General features: G+C 65.8%; 17 protein-coding genes and 1 pseudogene. 4 read left to right on the top strand and 14 right to left on the bottom strand.

Annotated features, from left to right (window positions below; all coding sequences use genetic code 11):
- Positions 1–35: 35 nt before the first annotated feature.
- From yidC to A0U87_RS01965, 7 genes are all read right to left on the bottom strand, one after another.
- Entirely contained in the window at positions 36–1,742 is a 1,707-nt protein-coding gene (yidC, locus tag A0U87_RS01995; protein ID WP_048936307.1) for a membrane protein insertase YidC, read from the bottom strand.
- 35 nt (positions 1,743–1,777) lie between these two features.
- A complete protein-coding gene (yidD, locus tag A0U87_RS01990) occupies positions 1,778–1,990 on the bottom strand; it encodes a membrane protein insertion efficiency factor YidD (protein WP_004210035.1) in 213 nt (70 codons plus the stop codon).
- A complete protein-coding gene (gene rnpA, locus A0U87_RS01985) occupies positions 1,987–2,388 on the bottom strand; it encodes a ribonuclease P protein component (protein ID WP_037518557.1) in 402 nt (133 codons plus the stop codon). The genes yidD and rnpA overlap by 4 nt, the downstream gene beginning before the upstream one ends.
- A 32-nt stretch (positions 2,389–2,420) precedes the next feature.
- Positions 2,421–2,555 (bottom strand): 50S ribosomal protein L34, encoded by a 135-nt coding sequence (rpmH, locus tag A0U87_RS01980; protein WP_004210039.1) that lies wholly within the window; start codon positions 2,553–2,555, stop codon positions 2,421–2,423.
- Between the two features lie 170 nt (positions 2,556–2,725).
- A complete protein-coding gene (locus A0U87_RS01975; protein ID WP_170978344.1) occupies positions 2,726–3,493 on the bottom strand; it encodes a DsbA family protein in 768 nt (255 codons plus the stop codon).
- Entirely contained in the window at positions 3,490–4,836 is a 1,347-nt protein-coding gene (locus A0U87_RS01970) for a M48 family metalloprotease (RefSeq protein ID WP_048936449.1), read from the bottom strand. The genes A0U87_RS01975 and A0U87_RS01970 overlap by 4 nt, the downstream gene beginning before the upstream one ends.
- 149 nt (positions 4,837–4,985) lie before the next feature.
- Positions 4,986–7,724 carry a ribonuclease E/G gene (locus A0U87_RS01965; protein ID WP_234415655.1) on the bottom strand — a complete coding sequence of 913 codons (2,739 nt, stop codon included), beginning with the start codon at positions 7,722–7,724 and terminating at the stop codon, positions 4,986–4,988.
- 519 nt (positions 7,725–8,243) lie between these two features.
- Between A0U87_RS01965 and A0U87_RS01960 the strand changes: the two genes are divergently transcribed.
- Both A0U87_RS01960 and A0U87_RS01955 read left to right on the top strand, forming a co-directional pair.
- Positions 8,244–9,524 (top strand): N-acetylmuramoyl-L-alanine amidase, encoded by a 1,281-nt coding sequence (locus A0U87_RS01960; protein WP_048936309.1) that lies wholly within the window; start codon positions 8,244–8,246, stop codon positions 9,522–9,524.
- A 136-nt stretch (positions 9,525–9,660) separates the two neighbouring features.
- Positions 9,661–12,195: a transglycosylase domain-containing protein gene (locus A0U87_RS01955; RefSeq protein ID WP_048936310.1), complete on the top strand. Its 2,535-nt coding sequence runs from the start codon at positions 9,661–9,663 to the stop codon at positions 12,193–12,195.
- A 33-nt stretch (positions 12,196–12,228) separates the two neighbouring features.
- On the opposite strand, the gene A0U87_RS01950 is transcribed toward A0U87_RS01955, so the two are convergent.
- Entirely contained in the window at positions 12,229–12,663 is a 435-nt protein-coding gene (locus tag A0U87_RS01950; protein ID WP_048936450.1) for a hypothetical protein, read from the bottom strand.
- A gap of 228 nt (positions 12,664–12,891) precedes the next feature.
- Here A0U87_RS01950 and prfB point away from each other — a divergent pair, with 228 nt between their 5' ends.
- Both prfB and A0U87_RS01940 read left to right on the top strand, forming a co-directional pair.
- A complete protein-coding gene (gene prfB / locus A0U87_RS01945; RefSeq protein ID WP_048936311.1) occupies positions 12,892–14,019 on the top strand; it encodes a peptide chain release factor 2 in 1,128 nt (375 codons plus the stop codon).
- The gene (locus tag A0U87_RS01940) at positions 14,019–14,738 is read left to right on the top strand and encodes a methyltransferase domain-containing protein (protein WP_048936312.1); all 720 of its coding nucleotides are present in this window, start codon (positions 14,019–14,021) and stop codon (positions 14,736–14,738) included. Before prfB ends, A0U87_RS01940 begins: the two co-directional genes overlap by 1 nt.
- 411 nt (positions 14,739–15,149) lie before the next feature.
- Here A0U87_RS01940 and A0U87_RS01935 read toward each other — a convergent pair whose 3' ends face one another.
- From A0U87_RS01935 to A0U87_RS01910, 6 genes and pseudogenes are all read right to left on the bottom strand, one after another.
- Positions 15,150–15,668, bottom strand: coding sequence for a sterol desaturase family protein (locus A0U87_RS01935; RefSeq protein ID WP_048936451.1), 519 nt, complete (start codon positions 15,666–15,668; stop codon positions 15,150–15,152).
- A gap of 115 nt (positions 15,669–15,783) precedes the next feature.
- Positions 15,784–16,524, bottom strand: a complete 741-nt coding sequence (locus tag A0U87_RS01930) for a TorF family putative porin (RefSeq protein WP_048936313.1) — start codon at positions 16,522–16,524, stop codon at positions 15,784–15,786.
- Between the two features lie 271 nt (positions 16,525–16,795).
- Positions 16,796–18,091, bottom strand: a complete 1,296-nt coding sequence (locus A0U87_RS01925) for a mechanosensitive ion channel domain-containing protein (protein ID WP_048936314.1) — start codon at positions 18,089–18,091, stop codon at positions 16,796–16,798.
- On the bottom strand, positions 18,088–19,296 hold the full coding sequence (gene metC, locus A0U87_RS01920; protein ID WP_048936315.1) for a cystathionine beta-lyase: 1,209 nt from the start codon (positions 19,294–19,296) through the stop codon (positions 18,088–18,090). Before metC ends, A0U87_RS01925 begins: the two co-directional genes overlap by 4 nt.
- Entirely contained in the window at positions 19,293–20,141 is an 849-nt protein-coding gene (gene sseA, locus A0U87_RS01915; protein ID WP_048936316.1) for a 3-mercaptopyruvate sulfurtransferase, read from the bottom strand. Before sseA ends, metC begins: the two co-directional genes overlap by 4 nt.
- 66 nt (positions 20,142–20,207) lie before the next feature.
- Positions 20,208–20,844: pseudogene (locus tag A0U87_RS01910) on the bottom strand (hypothetical protein); the annotation flags it as partial.

The following is a 20,844-nucleotide window of genomic DNA, read 5'->3' as shown; positions in this document are numbered from 1 at the left end:
AAAATCCCCCCCTTTCGGGGAGGATTTCCTTTTCCTTACTTGGTGGCCGTCGCGGTGTTCAGCACGGGGTGGCGCTTGTACAGCCACCATTGCTGCGCCATCGACAGGCAGTTGTTGGTGATCCAGTAGACCAGCAGGCCGGCGGCGAACGGCGCCATGATGAACATCATCATCCACGGCATGATCGCGAACACCTGCTGCTGCATCGGGTCCATCTGGGCCGGGTTCAGCTTGAACTGCAGCCACATTGAAATGCCCAGCAGCAGCGCCAGCACACCGATCGCCAGGAAGGAGGGCGGGGTAAATGGCAGCAAGCCGAACAGGTTCAGGATATGCAGCGGGTCGGGCGCGGACAGATCCTTGATCCACAGCACGAAGGGCTGGTGGCGCATTTCGATCGTCAGCTGCAGCACCTTGTACAGCGCGAAGAAGATCGGGATCTGGATGAAGATGGGCAGGCAGCCGGCCAGCGGATTGACCTTCTCCTGCTTGTACAGCTCCATCATCTTCTGCTGCAGCTGCTGCTTGTCGTCCTTATATTTCTCCTGCAGCGCCTTCATCTTGGGCTGCACCGCGCGCATCGCCGCCATGCTGGCGAACTGGCGCTGGGCGACCGGGAACATCAGGGCGCGGACGCAGAAGGTCAGGCAGATGATGGCGACGCCGAAATTGCCGAGCGTCTCGAACAGCCAGTGCAGCAGCGCGAAGATCGGCTGCTCGAACCAGTAGAACCAGCCCCAGTCGATCGCGCGGTCGAACAGCGGCACGCCGGCGCGCTCATAGGCCTGCAGCGTCTTCACTTCCTTGGCGCCCACGAAGAGGCGGTTGGTCTGGGTCATCGCCTTGCCGGGGGGCAGCATGACCGGAGCCAGTGCGATGTCGGTCTGGAACTGGGTGCCAGCACCCTTGCGCATCTGGCCGGTGAAGGCGTCCTTCTGGTCGGGGATGAGCGCCGACAGCCAATATTTGTCGGTGAAGCCGATCCAGCCGCCGGTCGACTGGAAGCTCTGGCTGGCCGGACCCTTTTCCAGATCCTTGTAGTTCACGTCATAATTGGCCGCGCCGTTGAACACGCCCATCGGGCCGACATGGATGGTCCAGGTGTCGGGATCGGCCGACGGAGCCGCGCGGCTGACATAGCCATAGGATTTGACCGCGATCGCGCCGGTGCCGCTGTTCGACACCTTCTGCGCGGCGGAAATCATGTAATTTTCGTCGATCGAATAGCGGATCTCGAAATTCTGGCCCGCGCCATTGTTCCAGCTCAGCGTAACCGGGCTGGTGGGGGTCAGTTCGGTGCCGCTGGCGGTCCAGACGGTGCTGGCATCGGGGGTCTTGATGCCCTCGCCCTGCCAGCCGAAGCCGGCGAAATAGGCGTCCTTGGTGCCGCTCGGGCTATAGAGGCGGATCGCCGGCGAATCCTTGGCGATCGTTTCCTTGTAGGTCGGCAGCACGATATCATCGATGCGCGCGCCCTTCAGGTTGATCGAGCCTATGATCTTGGGCGTGCGGATGGCGACGCGCGGCGTTTCCTTAAGCACCAGGGCGCGATCGCGGATCGCGGTCGATGCATCCTGCGCCGGCGCCTCGCCCGCCGGGGTCAGCGGGGTGGTCTTGCCGCCCTCGATCTTCGTCGCGGGCGAATTGGCCGCCGGGAAGAAATGTTCGGAGATATAGGGCCAGCCGAACAGGATCGCGGCGGTCAGCAGCACCGCCAGAATGATATTCTTCTTGTCGTCCACGCTATTCGGCTCCGCCGTCTATACTCGTCAATGTCTCAGGGGACCGGGTCATAGCCCGAACCACCCCATGGGTGGCAACGCATTAGCCGCTTGAACCCCAGCCAGCTACCCTTGATCGCACCATATTTGCCGACCGCCTGGATCGCATATTCCGAACAGGAGGGGGCATAGCGACAGGTGGGGGGGAGAATGCGGGACGGGCCCAGCTGCCAGGCGCGCGCGATCAGGATCAGCAGCCGGGCAATCATGCCGGCTGGCCGGTCTTCGCGGCTGGGGGCGCGGGTCGGGAATCGCCCTTGCGGCGGGGCGGGCGGCCCTGGCCTTCGGGGCGGGTCAATATCTTGCCCAGCGCCTTTTCCAGTTCGCCGCGCAGCAGCGCGAAGTCGCGCTCCACGCCTTCGGCACGGCCGATCAGCACATGGTCGGCACCAGCCACACCATGCACAGGCAGCAGTTCGCGTGCCAGGACGCGAAAACGGCGCTTCATCCGATTGCGGATGACAGCGCCGCCTATCTTCTTGGTCACCGTGATGCCGATACGCATCGCCGGATCGCCGTCGCCGCGCTCACGCACCAGCAGGACGAATCCCGGCATGGGCGCGCGTCGGCCCCGATTCGCCGCCAGGAAATCCGCGCGCTTGCCCATGATGGCAGGCGCGGCCGGCGGCGTCAGGTCGCTCAGGCGCTCAGGCTCTTGCGGCCGCGGGCACGACGGGCGCGCATGATGTTGCGGCCACCGGGGGTCGCCATGCGAGCGCGAAAACCGTGACGGCGCTTCCGAACCAGATTGCTCGGCTGAAAAGTGCGCTTCATCGTTCATTCCTCAAACAAACTAGAGAATCAGGTATGACAAAAAAGGGCCGCCACACGGGGCGGCCGCAAGTCAGGGGCCGTCCGATAGGGAAATGGGGCGGGGAAGTCAATGGCGCTGCGCCGCGCTTCCCCGCAAACTCCTGCTTGTCCCGCCCGAACCGCTCTCGGGCTTACTTCCCGCGGGCGCTCGTCACGGCGTCCTTGAGCGAATCATAGCCGACCGCACCGTTCAGCACCTGATTGCCGATGACGAAGGTCGGGGTGCCGCTCGCCTGCAGCTTCTGGGCGAGGGCGATGTTCGACTGCAGCTCGGCATCATATTTGCTCGACGCCATCGCCGCTTCGGCATCGGCCTTGGTGATGCCGGCCTGGGTGGCGGCGCCGATGATCGATTCGCGAGTCACCTTGCCAGCGCCATAGAGCGCCTTGTGATAGGCCATGTAGCGATTGCGCTCGGCTGCCAGCAGCGACACCTTGGCCGCGTCGGAGCTTTCCTCCGACAGGATCGGCAGTTCGCGATAGACGATCTTCACCTTGGCATCGGCGCCGACCAGCTTGGCAAGGTCAGGCAGCGAGGCGCGACAATAGCCGCAGGCATAGTCGAAAAACTCGACCACGGTGACATCGGCATTGGCGGCGCCTTCCCATGCCCCGGCATAGGGCGTCTCGATCGTCTGGCGATTCGCATCGATCGTGCCTTCCATCCGCTTGGCCTGCAGCTTCTCGATCGCCTGCGGGATGATCTCGGGATGCTCCAGGATATAGTCGTGGACGATCTTTTCGATCGCGGCCTTGTCGCCGGTGGAGACGCTGCCGGGCGCCTGCACGGCAAGGGCGGTGCCGGCGGCGCCAGCGATCAAGGCGAGGGCGCCCAGGGTCATCTGCATTTTCCTGTTGGATAGGGCCGCACGAAAGCTGGGCCGGGTCTGATCTGTCATCTTCTCTTCCGCTTCTGCTCGACGGCAGCCCGCGAGACCATCGCGATATCCTGCGCCCGCAGATAGTCAACCGTTCCGGGCTTCAAACCCTGCATCGCCGCGTCCGCACTGCGCAGCGCCATACTGTCCTGCCCGATCATCGAAAAGCGCTCGGCACTGGCCAGCGCGGCGCGCGGCGTGTCGCCGCGATGCTCGTAGACGACGCCCAGTTGATACCAGGCGAAGGGATTTTCGCGGTCCCGCGCGATCGCATTGCGCAGCACGGTTTCGGCCTCGGCGTAATTTTTCTCATCCTCGGTCGCGATCAGGGCATGGCCCAGCAGCACTGCGATCAGCGGCTGCTGCGTCTTGGCGACGGCCTCGCGCAGCGGTGGGATCGCCTCGCCCGGTCGCCCGCTCTCCAGCAGGATCTGGCCCTTCAGCTCCAGGAAATAGGGATCATGCGGCGCCGCTGTCAGCAGCGCGTCCGCTTCGCTCAGCGCCTTCTCGGGATAGGCGCTTTTATGCCAGGCATAGGCGCGCGCATAATGGGCCGGGATCGACCGGTCGCTCTCGGGATATTTGAGCAGCGTCTGCTGCGGTTCCGACACGAAGCCGATCAGCTTCGCCTTGATCCGCTCGAACCGCGCTTCCAGCTGCGGATTGGGTGGATTGTCCCAGGCCGGATCGACCGTATAGACCTCGCGCAGCACATTGATGCGCTCGCCCGACAGCGGGTGGGTGCGGCCATAGCTGTTGTCCTGCGGAATCGCGAGGCGATATTCCTGATTCTGCAGCTTCTTGAAGAATTCCAGGCTGCCCTTGCCGCTCAGATGCGCGCCGCTCAGATAGCGCGCGCCGGCAAGGTCGGCGGAGCTTTCCTGCGCGCGCGAGAAAGCCAGATATTTGGACATGCCGACCTGCTGGCCCAGGCCCATGATGCCCATGCCGGCCTCTGCGCCGCCCGCCGCGATCGCCGCTGCACCCAGCACCAGGCTCAGCAATGTGATGCTGGTCGCTTCCTTGATGCCGTCGGTGCGGATCACATGGCCGCCCTCGATATGGCCCAGTTCATGCGCGACCACGCCCTGCAACTGGTTCACATTGTCGGCCTGCGCAATCAGCCCGCTATGCACCCAGACATATTGGCCGCCGGCGACGAAGGCGTTGATCTCCGGATCGTTGATCACCATCACCTGGACATTGCGCGGCTGCATGCCCGCCGCCTTCACCAGATCGCCCGACATGTCCGCCATGAAGGCTTCGGTCTCAGCATCGCGCAGGATGCTCTGGGCCAGTGCCGGCCGCGCCATCAGCATCAGCGACCCCAGCAGGAGCGCGGCAAGGCGCAGCCACCGCGTCATCATGCAAAGCCTTGATGGGGAAGGGGAACAGGCATTGGCCCGATTTATGCCCTTCTCGCCCTGAACATCAAGTGAAGCCACGAAAAACGCCGCCATCCGACCCTTGGGGCTGGATGGCGGCGTGTTTCATTCAGGCCTGTGCCCTGGCCTTACTGGCCGAAGGTGCGCTGCCACCAGCCACGGCGCGGCTCGCCATTCTCGTCGCTCTCCGCCTCGGCGGCGGGGTCGGCCGTGACGGCTTCGCTGGCCGGTGCAGCCGCAGCCGGCGTCTCGGCGGGTGCGGCAGCGACCTCGGTCACGGCCGGCGCGGCCTCGACGGCGGCTTCCTCGGCGACCGGTTCGACCTTCTTCTTGCGGGTGCGCTTGGGCTTGGGCTTTTCGGCCACTTCCTCGGCAACCGCTTCGACGGCGGGCGCTTCGGCTGCCGCAGCGGCTTCGGCCTCGACATCCGCCTTCTTCTTGCGGGTGCGCTTGGGCTTGGGCTTTTCGGCCGCTTCCTCGGCAACCGGCTCGGCGGCGGGCGCTTCGGCCACAACCTCGGCCGGGGCTTCGGTCGCTTCGACGGCAGCCGGTTCGGCCGCCGCGTCCTTCGCCTTGCGGGCACGGGGGCGACGGCGCGTCTTGGGCGCTTCTTCGGCCGGGGCTTCTTCCGGGGCCGCTTCGGCAACCGGAGCCTCTTCGGCGGGCGCGGCCGCATCGGCTCCGATCACTGTTTCAGCGCCGTCCTCGCCAGCGGTCTCACCGGCTTCGGCACCCGCTTCGCCACCTTCGCGACGGCGACGACCGCCACGGCGACCGCGGCGACCACGACGACGGCTGCCACCTTCATCCTCGCCTTCGGCGGCCGGTTCGGCGGCAACAGCCTCGGCATCGGTCTCGACGTCGCCCGATTCCTCGCCTTCTTCACCGTCTTCGGCGCCATTGTCTTCGCCGGCTTCGCCCTGCGCGTCCTCGCGCTGGCCACCGCGACGGCGGCGACGACGGCGACGGCGACGGCCGCCTTCGCGTTCCTCGCCCCGGTCACCACGCTCGCCACGCTCCTGGCGTTCGGGGGCGGCTTCTTCCTCGATCTCTTCCTCTTCTTCCTCGTCCTCGATCACGTCGAGGTCATCCTCTTCCTCCGCGAGCGGGGCATAGGTGACGACGCGTTCGGGACGCGGACCGCTGGGCTCGACCGACATGCGGGCACCCTCGATCTCGCCATCGGGCAGGACGACGATACGCACGCCATAGCGCTGTTCGATCTCGTCCAGTTCGCGACGCTTGTTGTTGAGGACGTAGAAGGCGGCTTCCTGGCTGGCGCGCAGGGTGATGACGCTGCCGCGACCACGGGCGGCCTCTTCCTCCAGCATCCGCAGCGCGCCAAGGCCCGCCGACGATGCGGTGCGGACCAGGCCCGTGCCTTCGCAATGCGGGCACTGGCGGGTCGATGCTTCCAGCACGCCGGTGCGCAGGCGCTGACGGCTCATTTCCATCAGGCCAAAGCCCGAAATGCGGCCGACCTGAATACGGGCGCGATCGTCCTTCAGCGCCTCCTTCATCGCCTTCTCGACCTTACGGATGTTGGAGTTCATCTCCATGTCGATGAAGTCGATGACGACCAGGCCTGCCATGTCGCGCAGGCGCAGCTGGCGGGCGATCTCGCGCGCCGCCTCCAGGTTGGTGGCGACGGCGGTCTGCTCGATGCCATGCTCGCGGGTCGACCGGCCCGAGTTGATGTCGATCGACACCAGCGCCTCGGTCGGGTTGATGACCAGATAGCCGCCGGACTTCAGCTGAACGACGGGATTGTACATCGCCGCCAGCTGGTCCTCGACGCTGGCGCGCTGGAACAGCGACACCGCGTCGGCATATTGCTTCACGCGCCGGGCATGGCTCGGCATCAGCAGCTTCATGAAGTCCTTGGCGGCCTTGTAGCCATGCTCGCCCTCGACGATCACTTCCTCGATATCCTTGTTGTAGATATCGCGGATCGCCCGCTTGATGAGGTCGCTGTCGTTATGGATCAGCTCGGGCGCGGCGGCGCGCAGCGTCTTTTCGCGAATCTCGTCCCACAGCCGGGCAAGATAGTCGAAGTCGCGCTTGATCTCGGGCTTGGTGCGCTGCAGGCCGGCGGTGCGCACGATGCAGCCCATCGACGAAGGCAGCGCCATTTCGGCGATGATCGACTTCAGCCGCTTGCGGTCGGCCGCATTGCTGATCTTGCGCGAAATGCCGCCACCATGGCTGGTGTTGGGCATCAGCACGCAATAGCGACCGGCCAGCGACAAATAGGTGGTCAGCGCCGCACCCTTGTTGCCGCGCTCTTCCTTGACGACCTGCACCAGCAGCACCTGGCGGCGCTTGATGACGTCCTGGATCTTGTAGCGACGGCGCAGCGCCATGCGCTTGCGGCGCAGCTCGTCGGCTGCGTCGTCGCCCTTTTCGCGCTTGCGCCGGTTCGGGCGGCCGCCTTCGTTGCTTTCGCCTTCGCTGGCTTCGGCTTCGTGGGCGCCTTCCTCATCGTCATGATGGGTCGCTTCCACGACCTCGACGCCATCGTCGCCGGCGGCGTCCTCATCCTCGTCATAATCGGCGCGCAGCGCGGCCTCTTCCTCGGCATGCGCGCGTTCCTCGCGCAGCAGTGCCTCGCGGTCTTCGCGCGGAATCTGGTAATAGTCGGGATGGATTTCGCTGAAAGCGAGGAAGCCGTGGCGATTGCCACCATAATCGACGAAGGCCGCCTGGAGCGAAGGCTCTACGCGGGTGACCTTGGCGAGATAGATATTGCCCTTGAGCTGCTTGTGCTCAGCGGATTCGAAGTCAAATTCCTCGATCCGGTTTCCCTTGACGACCGCGACCCGGGTTTCTTCCCGGTGGCGCGCATCGATCAGCATACGCATTGTCATTTATGTGTCTCCGGCGACGGCGGCCGCAGGCATGGAGCCGGGCCGCCACGCGATAGTGAAGGGACGGCCGTGCGCGCGCCGGGTTCGGCGCGCGAGGCGGCATCGTCCAGGTTTGAAGGAAGAATTGCGTGTCTGCTGCGTCGGCAGGGCCGGACAGTGCGCCGGGCCGGACCATCCACGCCACAGCACCCGGTATCGGGGCCAGCGTGGAAGGAAAGTCATGCCTCATGCAGCGTCAACCTGTTGCGCATCGGCTCGAGCGACAGGCGCGCGCCGATGCAAATAATCAAGATCCGCAAAGGACCTTATTGATATGGTCGGTCCTCCCGGAATGTGAAGGGGTAGCAGTCATGGGCGCGGGGAGCAACGGTCCGTGAAAAGATTATGTCTTTATGATGACCTTGATTGGCCGGTCGGCGATTCATGCTGAAACCGATATTAACCGTCTCATTTTACCCCGTCACAACGGGCGATGCTTAATCCGAAATTCAGCGTGGGGACGCTGGACGGATAGACGTCATGAAAATGGGCTGGACGGCCGATGGGCGCGCGTTGCACAAGCAGCGCATGCTCAACATAATTGCGCTGGCAACGACGATGCTGGCCGCGACCCCCGGCGATGCCGGCGGCATCGCGGCTGTGGACGTGCAGGGCGACCGCGTCACCGTTCGGTTCGACGATCGGGTCGAGGGCGCGTCCGCCTTCCTGCTCGACGGGCCGCGCCGCATCGCGCTGGATGTTGCCGGCGCGCAGGCCGGTGCCAGCCGCTATGCCGGTTCCAATGCTGCGGTCAGTGGCATTCGCCAGGGCCAGCTCAGCGACACCATGGCGCGCATCGTGCTAGACCTGACGACGCCGGCAACGCTCGGCGATCCGCAGATCGCGGCCGACGGCAAGTCGCTCAGCTTCTCGCTCCAGAATGTGACCGACGGCCGGTTCCGCACCGCCGTGGGGCAGGGGCGGCTGCGCTTCGACGCGCCCGCCAATATGAGCGCCCGGCCGCAAAAGCGCATTCATTCGATCACCGTGCCGATCCCGCCGGTCGCACGCGGCGTCGATCTGCCCGCGATCGAGGGCGTGCGCGACGGATCGCGCCCGCTGGTGGTGATTGATGCGGGTCATGGCGGTCATGATCCGGGCGCCATCAACAAGGATAATGGCAAGCGCGAAAAGGATGTGACGCTGGCGATCGCGCAGGCGATCCGGGACCAGCTGGTCAAGTCCGGCCGGGTGCGCGTGGCGCTGACCCGCGACGATGACCGCTTCCTCGTGCTGCAGGAGCGCTATGGCATCGCCCGCAAGCTGGGTGCCGATCTCTTCATCTCGGTCCATGCCGATTCGGCGGACAATGCCGATGCCCATGGCGCCACCGTCTACACCCTCTCCGAAACCGCATCGGACCGGGAGGCGGCCCGGCTCGCCGCGCGCGAGAACAAGGCCGATGTGCTGAACGGCGTCAATCTCGGCAACCAGTCGGGCGATGTCTCCTCGATCCTCATCGATCTGACGCAGCGGGAATCGATGAACATTTCGGCCAATTTCGCGCGGCTGCTGCAGCGCGAGGCGGCACCCTATGTGCCGTTCCGCAGCGCCTATCACCGCTTCGCCTCGCTGATGGTGCTGAAGGCCCCGGACACCCCCTCGGTCCTGTTCGAGACCGGCTATATCAGCAATGCGGATGATGCCGTTTTCCTCTCCTCGCACGAGGGGCAGCAGGCAATCGCGCGCGGCGTCGCCCGCGCCATCGACGTCCATTTCGCCCGCAAGCTTGCCATGGGCAGCGGCCGGTCGGGCGGCTGACGCGTCTATCCGCGCATCGGTGCTGGTATTGAAGGACTTTTGACCGGGAGTCAGGATGTAGAGCCTGATTCACGCCATCGATGGAAACGCAAAGCGCTTCCATCTCAGGCGATCAGGCTCTAGAGCCTCTTCCACCATGGAAGAGGCCCGTTCCAATCCGCCCGCATCGTCCTTCGCCTATCGCCTGCGCCGTGGCGCCGGGGGCATTGCCGACCGGTTGAAGCCCTTGTGGCAGCGCCGCCTGTTCCGCTGGGCCGCGATCCTGCTGGGCGGCTTCCTGCTCGCCATCTTCCTGTTCTGGCTGATCTTCGCGCGCGGCCTGCCCGACGCGACCTCGCTGCTGGAATATGAGCCGCCGCTACCGACCATGGTGCGCGACATCAATGGCCAGCCGGTCCACAGCTATGCCCGCGAACGCCGCGTCCAGCTGCAATATAGCGATTATCCCCAGCAGCTGATCCACGCCTATCTGGCGGCGGAGGACAAGACCTTCTTCGAACATCATGGCGTCGACATTCCCGGTTTTGCCGGTGCGGTGTTCGACTATGCCAGCAAGCTCGGCTCGGGGCAGCGCGCCCGCGGTGGCTCCACCATCACCCAGCAGGTGGCGAAGAATCTGCTGATCGGCGACGAATATTCGCCCACGCGCAAGGTGAAGGAAATGATTCTCGCCTGGCGTATGGAAAATGTCCTCACCAAGCAGCAGATCCTCGAACTCTATCTCAACCAGATATTCCTCGGCCGGAACGCCTATGGCGTGCAGGCGGCGGCCCGCGCCTATTTCGACAAGGACGTCGCCGATCTCCAGTTGCATGAAATGGCCTATCTGGCGATCCTGCCCAAGGGGCCGGCCAATTATCGCCCGGAAAGCACCACCGGCCATGCCCGCGCGATCGATCGTCGCAACTGGGCGCTGGGCGAGATGGAGAAGAATGGCTGGATCAGCGCGGCCCAGCGCGACGCCGCCATCGCCCTGCCGCTCGGCACCGTTGCCGCCCATGGCTCCAGCTTCGACGCCAATGCCGGCGGCTATTATATGGAGGAGGTGCGTCGCCGCCTGATCCAGCAGTTCGGCGAAAAGGCGGAGGATGGCCCCAACAGCGTCTATGCCGGCGGCCTGTGGGTGCGCAGCCCCTATGATCCGGTGGTGCAGGATCATACCCAGACCGCGCTGCGCAACGGCCTGCTGCGTTTCGGCGCCGGGCGCGGCTGGTCCGGCCCGGTCGGTCATATCGACCCCGACAAGGGCTGGGAACGCGAACTCGCCGCCAGCTTCATCAGCGTCGATTATGCCGGCTGGCGCGTCGCCGCCGTCATCAGCCGCGACAGCAGTGGCGCGCAGATCGGCTTTGCCGACGGCACCACCGGCACGCTGCCCGCCAGCCTGGCGCAGCTGCCCTATCGCCGCACCGGTGGTCCCGCCATCTCGGCGATGAAGCCGGGCGACCTGATCATCGTCGCCCGCGACGGTGCCAGCTGGGCGCTGCGCAACATTCCCGAAGTGTCGGGCGGCATGGTGGTGGAGGAAGTGCATTCGGGCCGCATCCGCGCGATGCAGGGCGGCTTCGACTATCGCCTTTCCTCCTACAACCGCGCGACCCAGGCGCAGCGTCAGCCCGGCTCGACGATCAAGCCCTTCGTCTATGCCGCCGCGCTCGACAATGGCATGACGCCGGCCTCGATCATCGTTGATGGCCCGTTGTGCGTCTATCAGGGCGCCGGCCTTGGCCAGAAATGCTTCCGCAACTTCTCGGGCGGCAGTGCCGGGCCGCAGACGATGCGCTGGGGCGTGGAACAGTCGCGCAACCTGATGACCGTGCGCGCCGCCAGCCAGACCGGCATGGACCGGGTCGTGCGCACCATCAAGAATATGGGCATCGGCGACTATCAGCCCTATCTCTCCTTCGCGCTGGGCGCGGGCGAGACGACGGTGGAACGGATGGTCAACGCCTATGCCACGCTCGCCAATCAGGGTCGCCAATTCGCGCCCAAGCTGATGGACTATGTCCAGGATCGGCGCGGCAAGGTGATCTGGCCGGAACGCTGGCATCCCTGCGACAATTGCAACATGGCCAATTGGGACGGCAAGCCGATGCCGCGCTTCGGGTTCGAGGGGCGTCAGGTTATGAACCCGATGACCGCCTATCAGGTCGTCCATATCACTGAAGGCGTGATCCAGCGCGGCACCGCGACCGTGCTGGCTGACCTCAAGCGCCCGCTGTTCGGCAAGACCGGCACCACCAACGGCCCGACCAATGTCTGGTTCGTCGGCGGCTCGCCCGACCTCGTTGCCGGCGTCTATATCGGCTATGACCAGCCCCGCAGCCTGGGCGGCTGGGCACAGGGTGGCCGCATCGCCGCGCCGATCTGGAAGGAAGCGATGGCCCCGATCCTGGAGACCATGCCCAAGACGCCGTTCATCGCCCCGGCCGGCATTCGCATGGTCGCGATCGACCGCCGTTCGGGCAAGCGCGTCTATGGCGCCTGGCCGACCGACGAGCCCAAGCCCGCGGTCATCTGGGAAGCGTTCAAGCCCGAATCCGAACCGCGCCGCACCATCCGCAAGGAAGAGGCGGAGGCGCAGGCCAAGGTCGCGGCCAAGGCCGACGCGGTCCGCACCCGGCAGCGCAACGACGCCGACTTCCTGCAGGACCAGGGCGGCATCTATTGAGGGGCGGGCGCGTCGGCGCCCGCCCTCTTATCCTCAGCAGTGGCGCGGATTGGCGTCGCGGATCGACAGGCTGGTGGCGCCGCGCCGGCCCTCCAGCGCCTGCGCCAGCAATATCTGGGTCGATCGCACCGCATAGCAGAAGGCGCAGGCGATCGCGTCGCTGCAGGCATAGGGAACGGGGCCGGTCCAGCGCGCCTGCAACAGGTCGATCAGCAGATTCTCGTCCTCGCTCAGGCGCGGCCCCCGGCCGGTGCGCAGCCCATGGCCGGTCACCTGCTCGCCCAGGCGCAACAGGCTGTCGAGCGCCGGGGATAGCTGTTCGCAGCCATAGCGTCGCAGCCGCAGGTGCAACTGGGCCATCGCCGGCCGGCGTCGGCGTCGCGCTGCCGCCCAGCAACGCACGGCGTCGAGCAGGATATAGAGGGTGGCCGGGCTGTGCGTCGCCGGCATGGGCGTGGTCGGGTTCATGGGATCGCCTTTCATGGAAAAAGGTTTTCCCCCTTGATGCGCCGCCCTCGCGCGGGGCGGTCTGCGCCATCGGGCTAAGATGCCATTATGTCCGGCAGATTTCGGACCTTTGCCGCGCCGCCCCTCCGGCGGATTGATCTTCCCAAAAAGCCCGGCCTGGGATAGGGGCAGGCGTTTGATGCGTTCGGGTAGCTGACGCTGGACGCCACGAGATTCTGGAGACCTCCCATGCGCGCCGAAGCGCAGCAATATATCGACCGTATCGACGCCGCGCTGGACCTGCTGCGCCGCTTCCTCGACTGGGACCGTGCGCTACGCCGGCTGGACGAGCTGAATGCCCGCGTCGAGGATCCGACCCTGTGGGATAATGCCAAGCTGGCGCAGGAGGTGATGCGCGAGCGCACCCGTCTCGACAGCGCGATCGGCGCCACCCGCGCGATCGAGGCGGAAAAGACCGACAATGCCGAACTGATCGAAATGGCCGAGGCCGAAGGCGATGAGGATATGGTCTCCGAAGCGATCGCCGCGCTGAAGGCGCTGGCCGAGCGCGCCGACGAGGACAAGATCAAGGCGCTGCTGGCGGGCGAAGCCGATGCCAGCGACACCTATCTGGAAATCCACGCCGGCGCCGGCGGCACCGAAAGCCAGGACTGGGCCGAAATCCTGTCGCGCATGTATCGCCGCTGGGCCGAACGGCGCGGCTTCAAGGTGGAACTGGTCGATTATCAGGCGGGCGAAACCGCCGGCATCAAGTCGGCTACCTTCCTCATCAAGGGCGAAAATGCCTATGGCTATGCCAAGACCGAAAGCGGCGTCCACCGCCTGGTCCGCATCAGCCCCTATGACAGCGCCGCGCGCCGCCACACCAGCTTCTCGTCGGTCTGGGTCTATCCGGTGATCGACGACAATATCGATATCGAGGTCAAGGAGAGCGACCTCAAGATCGATACCTATCGCGCCTCGGGTGCGGGCGGCCAGCACGTCAACACCACCGACTCCGCGGTCCGCATCACCCACGTCCCCTCGGGCATCATCGTCGCGTCGCAGAATGACCGCTCGCAGCACAAGAACCGCGCGACGGCCATGAACATGCTTAAGGCGCGCCTGTATGAAGCGGAACTGCGCAAGCGCGAGGAAGCAGCGTCGACCGACTATGCTGCCAAGACCGAAATTGGCTGGGGTCACCAGATTCGCTCCTATGTGCTCCAGCCCTATCAGCTGGTGAAGGATCTGCGCACCGGCGTCACCTCGACCGCTCCGGACGATGTGCTCGATGGCGCGCTCGATCCGTTCATGGCCGCTGCGCTCAGCCAGAAGGTCACGGGCGAGAAGGTCGACGTGGAGGATGTCGACTGATGATCCGCATGGCGCTGGCGGGGCCGTTGCTCCTGCTGGCAGCCTGCGGGCCGCTGGCAGGCGGCAATCAGTCGGAACGCGCGGCCGGCGCCGCGTCCTTCCCCCGCGCCGACCGGCCGGTGGCGCCGATCGTGTCGACCCGCTGGTCGAGCGAGGAGGCGCGCGACCGGGTCAATGAGGCCGAGGACATCATGGACCGGGCCGGCATCCGGCCGGGCATGACCATTGCCGACATTGGTGCTGGCGAGGGCTATTATACCGTGCGCCTGGCCAAGCGCGTCGGCGCCAAGGGCCGGGTTCTGGCCGAGGACATCCTGCCCGAGGTGATCGATGCGCTCAGCCGTCGCATCACCCGCGAAAACTGGACCAATGTCAGCGTGAAGCTGGGCGCGCCGGAAGATCCCAAGCTGCCCGAAAACAGCTTCGACCGCATCTTCATGGTCCATATGTATCATGAGATCGCCGAGCCCTATGCGTTCCTCTGGCATCTCAGCCCCGCGCTGAAAGCCGATGGCGAACTGATCGTGGTCGATGCCGATCGGCCGACCGACCAGCATGGCACGCCCCGGCGCCTGCTCACCTGCGAACTGGCGGCAATGGGCTTCCGGCTGGAGGAGATGATCGCCAAGCCGACCGCCGGTGGCTATATGGCCCGCTTCCGCCGCAGCACCGCCCGCCCCGATCCGTCCAGCATCGTCCCCTGCGCGCTGCGCGGCTAGGGGCCTGCCCAGTCCGGTTCGCGACGCGACAGTTTCATGTCCGCCGAAGTTCACACCGTTATCGGGGTGATTCACCCTATTTGCGCCAGATATGCGCCTGCCGCGCGCCGGTGGCGCGCCTGTAACGCGACAGCCGGGCAGAACGCGACGCGTCGCTGACGCGCGCCCGAAGCGACAGTGACGCGACAAGGGTGCGCCAGTCAGGCGCCGGCCAGCCATTGGCGGGATGTCGCGCATGGATTGCCGGGCACTCTCGTCCATGGACAAGGGTGGAGCAGAGAATGACCGAATAGGAAAGGGCGGCATCCCCCTCACCCAGCTACGACTAGGCAGCAAGCTGCCAAGTCTGCGCAGCCCTCTCCCTCAAGGGAGAGGGGTAGAATGTCCGCTTCCCACCGATGTCGCGCGGATCTAGTCCCGCGTGCCGGGCTGCCAATGCCTGGCGGCGCGCACGCCGGCCCGGCCGCGCCGCGCTAGTTCGCGTTTGAGGTCCGCGGGGTGGGGCGCGATCAGGAAGCCGAAGCTGACCGTACCGTCCTTGGTCTCGACCGCATGGTGCAGCCGATGCGCTTGGACGATCCGCTTCATGTAGCGCGAGCGGGCAACATAGCGGTGGCGCACCCGCTGATGGACGATGATGTCGTGGAAGCCCAGGTAGATCGCGCCATAGGCGGCGACGCCGGCGCCAACGGCCGTCGCCCAATTGCCCCAGCCCCATTGCACCCCGCCCAGCAGCAGCAGGATGGAGGGCATGGCGAAGATCACGAAATAGAGGTCATTGGCCTCGAAGAAGCCGGTGCGGGGGCGGTGGTGGCTGGCGTGGAGGAACCAGCCCGGCCCATGCATCACCCAGCGGTGCATCACATAGGCAAAGCCCTCCATCAGCGCGATCGTGACGACGAAGAGCAGCAGGAGGGCGATCGGAGGCATCGGCGCCTTATAGGCAGCGGCGCGGGCCAAGGCGACCCGTAAACACCGCATATAGGAAAGGGCCGCGATCCCCCCTGGAGAGCGTGGCCCTGTTCATCCCCGAAGGGAAGGCGGATCAGAAGGAGGCGGTGAGCGAACCGAGCACGCCGGCCTTGCTGATATTGTGGCCTGCCGACGAATAGAGCGACTTGTCGGTGTCGACATAGGATACGCCGAAGGTCAGGTGACCCCAGGTGTAGGTCGCGCCGATATTCCAGTCGGTATATTCCTTGCCGATGGTCAGGTAGCTCGGGCCAAAGCTGTGACCCAGATGCGCCGACACGCCCAGCGCGGTGTTGGGGATCGAGGCCGAGACGTCGCCAGCGAGGTAGAGATTGTCTTCCTTGCCATTGCCGACGGTCAGCGCCTTCGCCTTGGGGGCGTAGTTGGCGGTCAGCTTGGCGGTGGCGGGGCCGAACGTGCCCTTGATCGAGGCATAGGGCTCGACGAAGTCGGTGTTCGCACCGGCATTGCCCGGATAGTAATAATAGAGAACGCCGACGTCGATCGTCGCGCCGCCGACCGTGGTCGAATAGCCGCCGATCAGGTCGAGTTCCTGGTCCGAGCCGTTGGCGACATATTCGTCGATCGAACTGCCCCAGGTCGAGACATAGAAGCCCGATTCATGGGTGACGGTGATGCCGCCCTGCAGCGCGAACTTCTTGTTGGTCTGCGAAATGCCGCGGAAGCGATAATCGCTGACGACGGCGGCATTGCCGGTGACGGTCACCGCGGGAGCGGGCTCATCCTGGGCCATGGCGGGTGCCGACAGCGCAACAAGAGCGAAGGCCGAGAGGCCGAGAATGGACTTACGCATGATAATCCCCTTGATGGTTCTGCGATCGTCCCGCCTGCGTTCAGGCGCCTGCCTCTATGCTTCCCCCAGGGGAAGTGGGCCAGCTTGCCTCAACAAGTTTGGCCATGCCTGCGCGCGCTGCGGCGCACAAGATATTATTGCTGTTTCATGTCTTTTGCGTCTTTTATTGTTGCTACGACGCAACAAGGTGCGCGGCTGCGATCGCCGGATGTCCGGCGTATCTGCATGATAAGGCATAATTTATTGGATATTCGAACGCTGTCGCGGTCGCTCAGGACGGGGAATGGTCCGAAATGTCGGGCTCATTCATTGCTGGATCATGTCTGTCCTGCGGCTGCCGCAATTCGATGATCTGGCGCGGATAGGGGACGATGATGCCATGTGCCTTGAACTTGTCCAGCACCCGCATCAGCACGTCGGATGTCACCCCGCCCACGCCATTTTCCGGATCGTTGATCCAGACGCGAATCTCATGCTCCAGCCGATATTGGCCGAGCGCGGTCAGCCATACCTTGGGCTCGGGATGCTTGAGCGCGCGCGGGCTTTCCTTGGCCGCTTCCAGCATCAGTTGCTGGGCCAGCGCGATGTCGCTGTCGTTGCTGATCCCCACCGGGATGCGGACGCGGATATTGCGGTCGGAATAGGACCAGTTCTCCACCTCCTGCGTCATCAGATTTTCGTTGGGGATGAGATGCTTCTTGCCGTCGCGGGTGATGATCGACACGGCGCGCACGCCGATCTTGCTGACCCAGCCGAAACTGTCGCCGACCGCGATCACGTCACCCGGCTTGATCGACCGGTCCATCAGCAGGATGATGCCGGCGATCAGATTGCCGACCGTCTTCTGCAGGCCGAAGCCGACCGCCAGGCCCAGCGCCCCGGAAAAGACGGTGAAGGCGGTGAGGTCGATGCCCAATATGTCGATGCCGATGAAGAAGGCGGCGATGATGACGGCGATCCCGGCCAGCTTCTGGCCCAGCAACTTCTGGGTCGGGTCGAGATCGGGCGCCTTCTGGATGCTGCGCCGGATCAGCCGGTTGGCAAGGCGGATACCGGCAAGCAGCGCGACCAATGTCGCCGCAACCGACAATAGGTCGAGCAGGCTGATCCGCCGCTTGCCCAGCGTCAGCGCGACATCATCGAGCATCGACCCGACCGGCGCGATGCCGCCGCTGCTGCCCGATATCACCATGACGAACAGCAGCAGGGCGAGCGGGGTAATCGCCCAGCGCGGGAAGCTGAGCGCCTGCAGCAGATGCAGCGCGAACAGGGCGACGGCGAGGGCGAGCGCGGCGCCCAGGATCAGATGGGCGATGCTGTCCGCCGGCCACAGCGCCAGTGCCGTCGCGAACAGCGGCACGCTGATCGCATGACGCAGCATCGGGCGAATATGGGTGGAGACCAGTTCGCTGAGCGCGGGCAGCCTGTCCTTCACCCGCGGCGCCAGCAGGCGCGCCGCGCTATGGGCAATGGCATAGAGCAGCAGCGCGATGCCGACCGCGATCAGCGGCTGGGTGATGTCCGCATTGCCCGGCAGTCGGGCCAGCCATGCGGACAGCTGCGTCATCCGCGCGCTGCCCGGAAGCGGGCGAGACCGGCGTCAAGGTCGGCGATCAGGTCGGTGGGATCCTCCAGCCCGATCTGCAGCCGGATGACCGGCACTTCCGCCTGCCAGGCGGTCGCGGTGCGATAGCGGGCCGGATCGACCGGCAGGGCCAGGCTCTCGAACCCGCCCCAGCTATAGCCGATGCCGAAATGAGCGAGCCCGTCGATCAGCGCGGCGCGGGCCGCCTCGTCCCCGCCCTGCAGCACGAAGCTGAACAGGCCGGTCGAGCCGCTGAAATCGCGCGCCCACAATTCATGGCCGGGGCAATCGGGCAGAGCGGGATGCAGCACGCGGGCAACGTCGGGCTGGTCCTTCAACCACTGCGCGATCTGCAGTGCGCTCGCCTGATGCTGGGCCAGGCGGACGCCCAGCGTGCGCAGGCCCCGGCTGGCAAGCCAGGCATCGTCGGGGCTGGTCATCTGGCCGAACAGATAGGCAGACTGGCGGACTTTCGGGAACAGCGCCGGTGTGGCAGTGACCGACCCCATCATCACGTCGCTATGGCCGACAATATATTTGGTGCAGGCGAGGATCGAAATATCGACGCCATGGGCCAGCGCCGGGAAGAAAAGCGGCGTCGCCCAGGTATTGTCGAGCAGGGTGGTGATGCCGCGATCGCGCGCGATCGCGGTGATCGCCGGCACGTCCTGCACCTCGAAGGTCAGGCTGCCGGGGCATTCCAGAAAGATGGCGCGGGTGCGATCGGTCAGCAGCTCGGCGATGCCGGCGCCGATGGTCGGATCATAATAGAGCGTCTCGACGCCGAAGGGTTTCAGCACCTGTTCGCAGAAATTGCGGGTCGGATCATAGGCGCTGTCGACCATCAGCAACTGGTCGCCCGGCCGCAGCACCGCCATCAGCGCGCAGGCGATCGCCGCCACGCCCGAGGGGAAGAGCATCGTGCCCTCCGCGCCCGGCTCCATCTCGGTCAGCGCATCGGCCAGGCTCCAGCTGGTCGGCGTGCCCTTGCGCCCGTAGAACAGCCGTTCATGCGTGCTGCTGCCAGCCGCCTTCCGCAGATGGGCGACATCGTCATAGAGGATGGTGGAAGCGCGCCACACGCCCGGACTGACGATCGCGCCGGGTTGCCCCGGCATGCCGGTCCAGTCGGCGCGGCGGCCGGCCTGCGCCAGTCGGGTTAGCGGCCTTCTGCTGTCCTCGCTCATGCGGCCGGCCCGGTCGCCTTGGGCGTGGCGGGATCGAACCCCCATTCCGACCAACTGCCGTCATAGAGGCTGACGTCGCGCTTCCCGAGCGTTTCGAGCGCCGCGAGGATGATCGCCGCGGTCACGCCGCTGCCGCAGGTGGTGATGATCGGCCGGTCGAGATCGGTGCCGGCGTCGATCAGCAGGCGGCGCAGCTCCTCGCCCTGCTTCAGGCTGTTGTCGGCGGCGAAGAAGGCGGAGGAGGGGATGTTGCGGCTGCCGGGGATATGGCCCGACGCCATGCCGGGGCGGGGTTCGGCCTCGGCGCCGGTGAAGCGCCCTGCGCCGCGTGCATCGAGCAGTTGCGCCGTGCCGCTGGCGAGATTGGCGAGGATGTCCGCCTTGCTACGGACCTGTGTGCGGTCGAGCCGGGCGACGGCGTTGCCCGGCTCGATGGCGGGCATGCCGCTGTCGACCTGGCGGCCTTCGGCGACCCATTTGGGCAGGCCGCCGTCCAGGATCGCAGCCGATGCGCCCAGGCCATAGACGCGCATCATCCACCAGCCGCGCGCCGCGCTGTGGGTCGGGCTATTGTCATAGACGACGATGCGGCTGTCGGCGTTGACGCCCAGCGCCTGCATGCGCTGCGTCATCAGCGCGTCGGGCGGCAACTGGCCCGGTACCGGATCGGCGGGATCGCTGAGGCTCGGCAGGTCCATATAGGCGGCGCCGGGGATATGGGCCGCGTCGAATTCGGCGCGCGGGTCGCGCGGCGTGCCGGGCAGGAACAGGCTGGCGTCGAGAATGACGAGATCGGGCTTGCCGATTTCGCCGGCCAGCCAGTCGGTGGAAACGATAATGTCCATGCGGCCCCTTTTGCCTTGTCCGGCAGGCACTTTAGGAGCGCCTGGCCGGACAGGAAAGGGAAATGCTCAGGCCGGCGGCACTTCGGCGGCGGCGCGGGCGGCCGGCCGGCGATATTGGCGCGGCCCCTGGTCGAGGCGGAAAGGCGACAGGCGTTCGGCGGGCGGATCCTGTTCCTGGCCGACGATGAAGGCGCGACCGGTGCGGCCGGTGCCTTCGGGCGCTTCCTCATCCTCGCCCCAGCGATAATGGGCGTCGAAGGCGGCTATCGGCACCAGTAGCGACCGTTCGCCCATCGTCACCGGCACGATCTCGTCCTGGGCTAGGCGCAGTTCATTGGTCATGCGCACGGTTTCGCCCGGCGCGATCGAGACGATCGAATGCAGCGGCATGCCGGTCTCGCCACCGAAGAAATGGCGCAGCAACGCATCCTGCTGCGCGCCCGCATTGCCCAATATGCCGCGCACCATGATGTCGCGGGCCGGGCGATCGCCGCGATTGTGGAGCAGCAGCGTGTAGCCGATGGTCACACCGATCAGCGAGGAGCGGGCGAGGCTGATGTCGAGGCCGAGGTCGATCCAGGGGCGATCGCCGGCGTCGCTGGCCGGCGCAGCTGCCACGGGTTCGGGGGCAGGGGCTGGCGTGGGCGCCGGAATGGGCGCGGGAGCAGGGGCCGGAGCCGGAGCAGGCGGGGGCGGCGCAACG

The organism is Sphingobium sp. MP9-4 (assembly GCF_005281675.1).
GTDB classification, from domain to species: Bacteria; Pseudomonadota; Alphaproteobacteria; order Sphingomonadales; family Sphingomonadaceae; genus Sphingobium; species Sphingobium yanoikuyae.
This window is presented reverse-complemented; position numbering and strand designations above follow the sequence as displayed.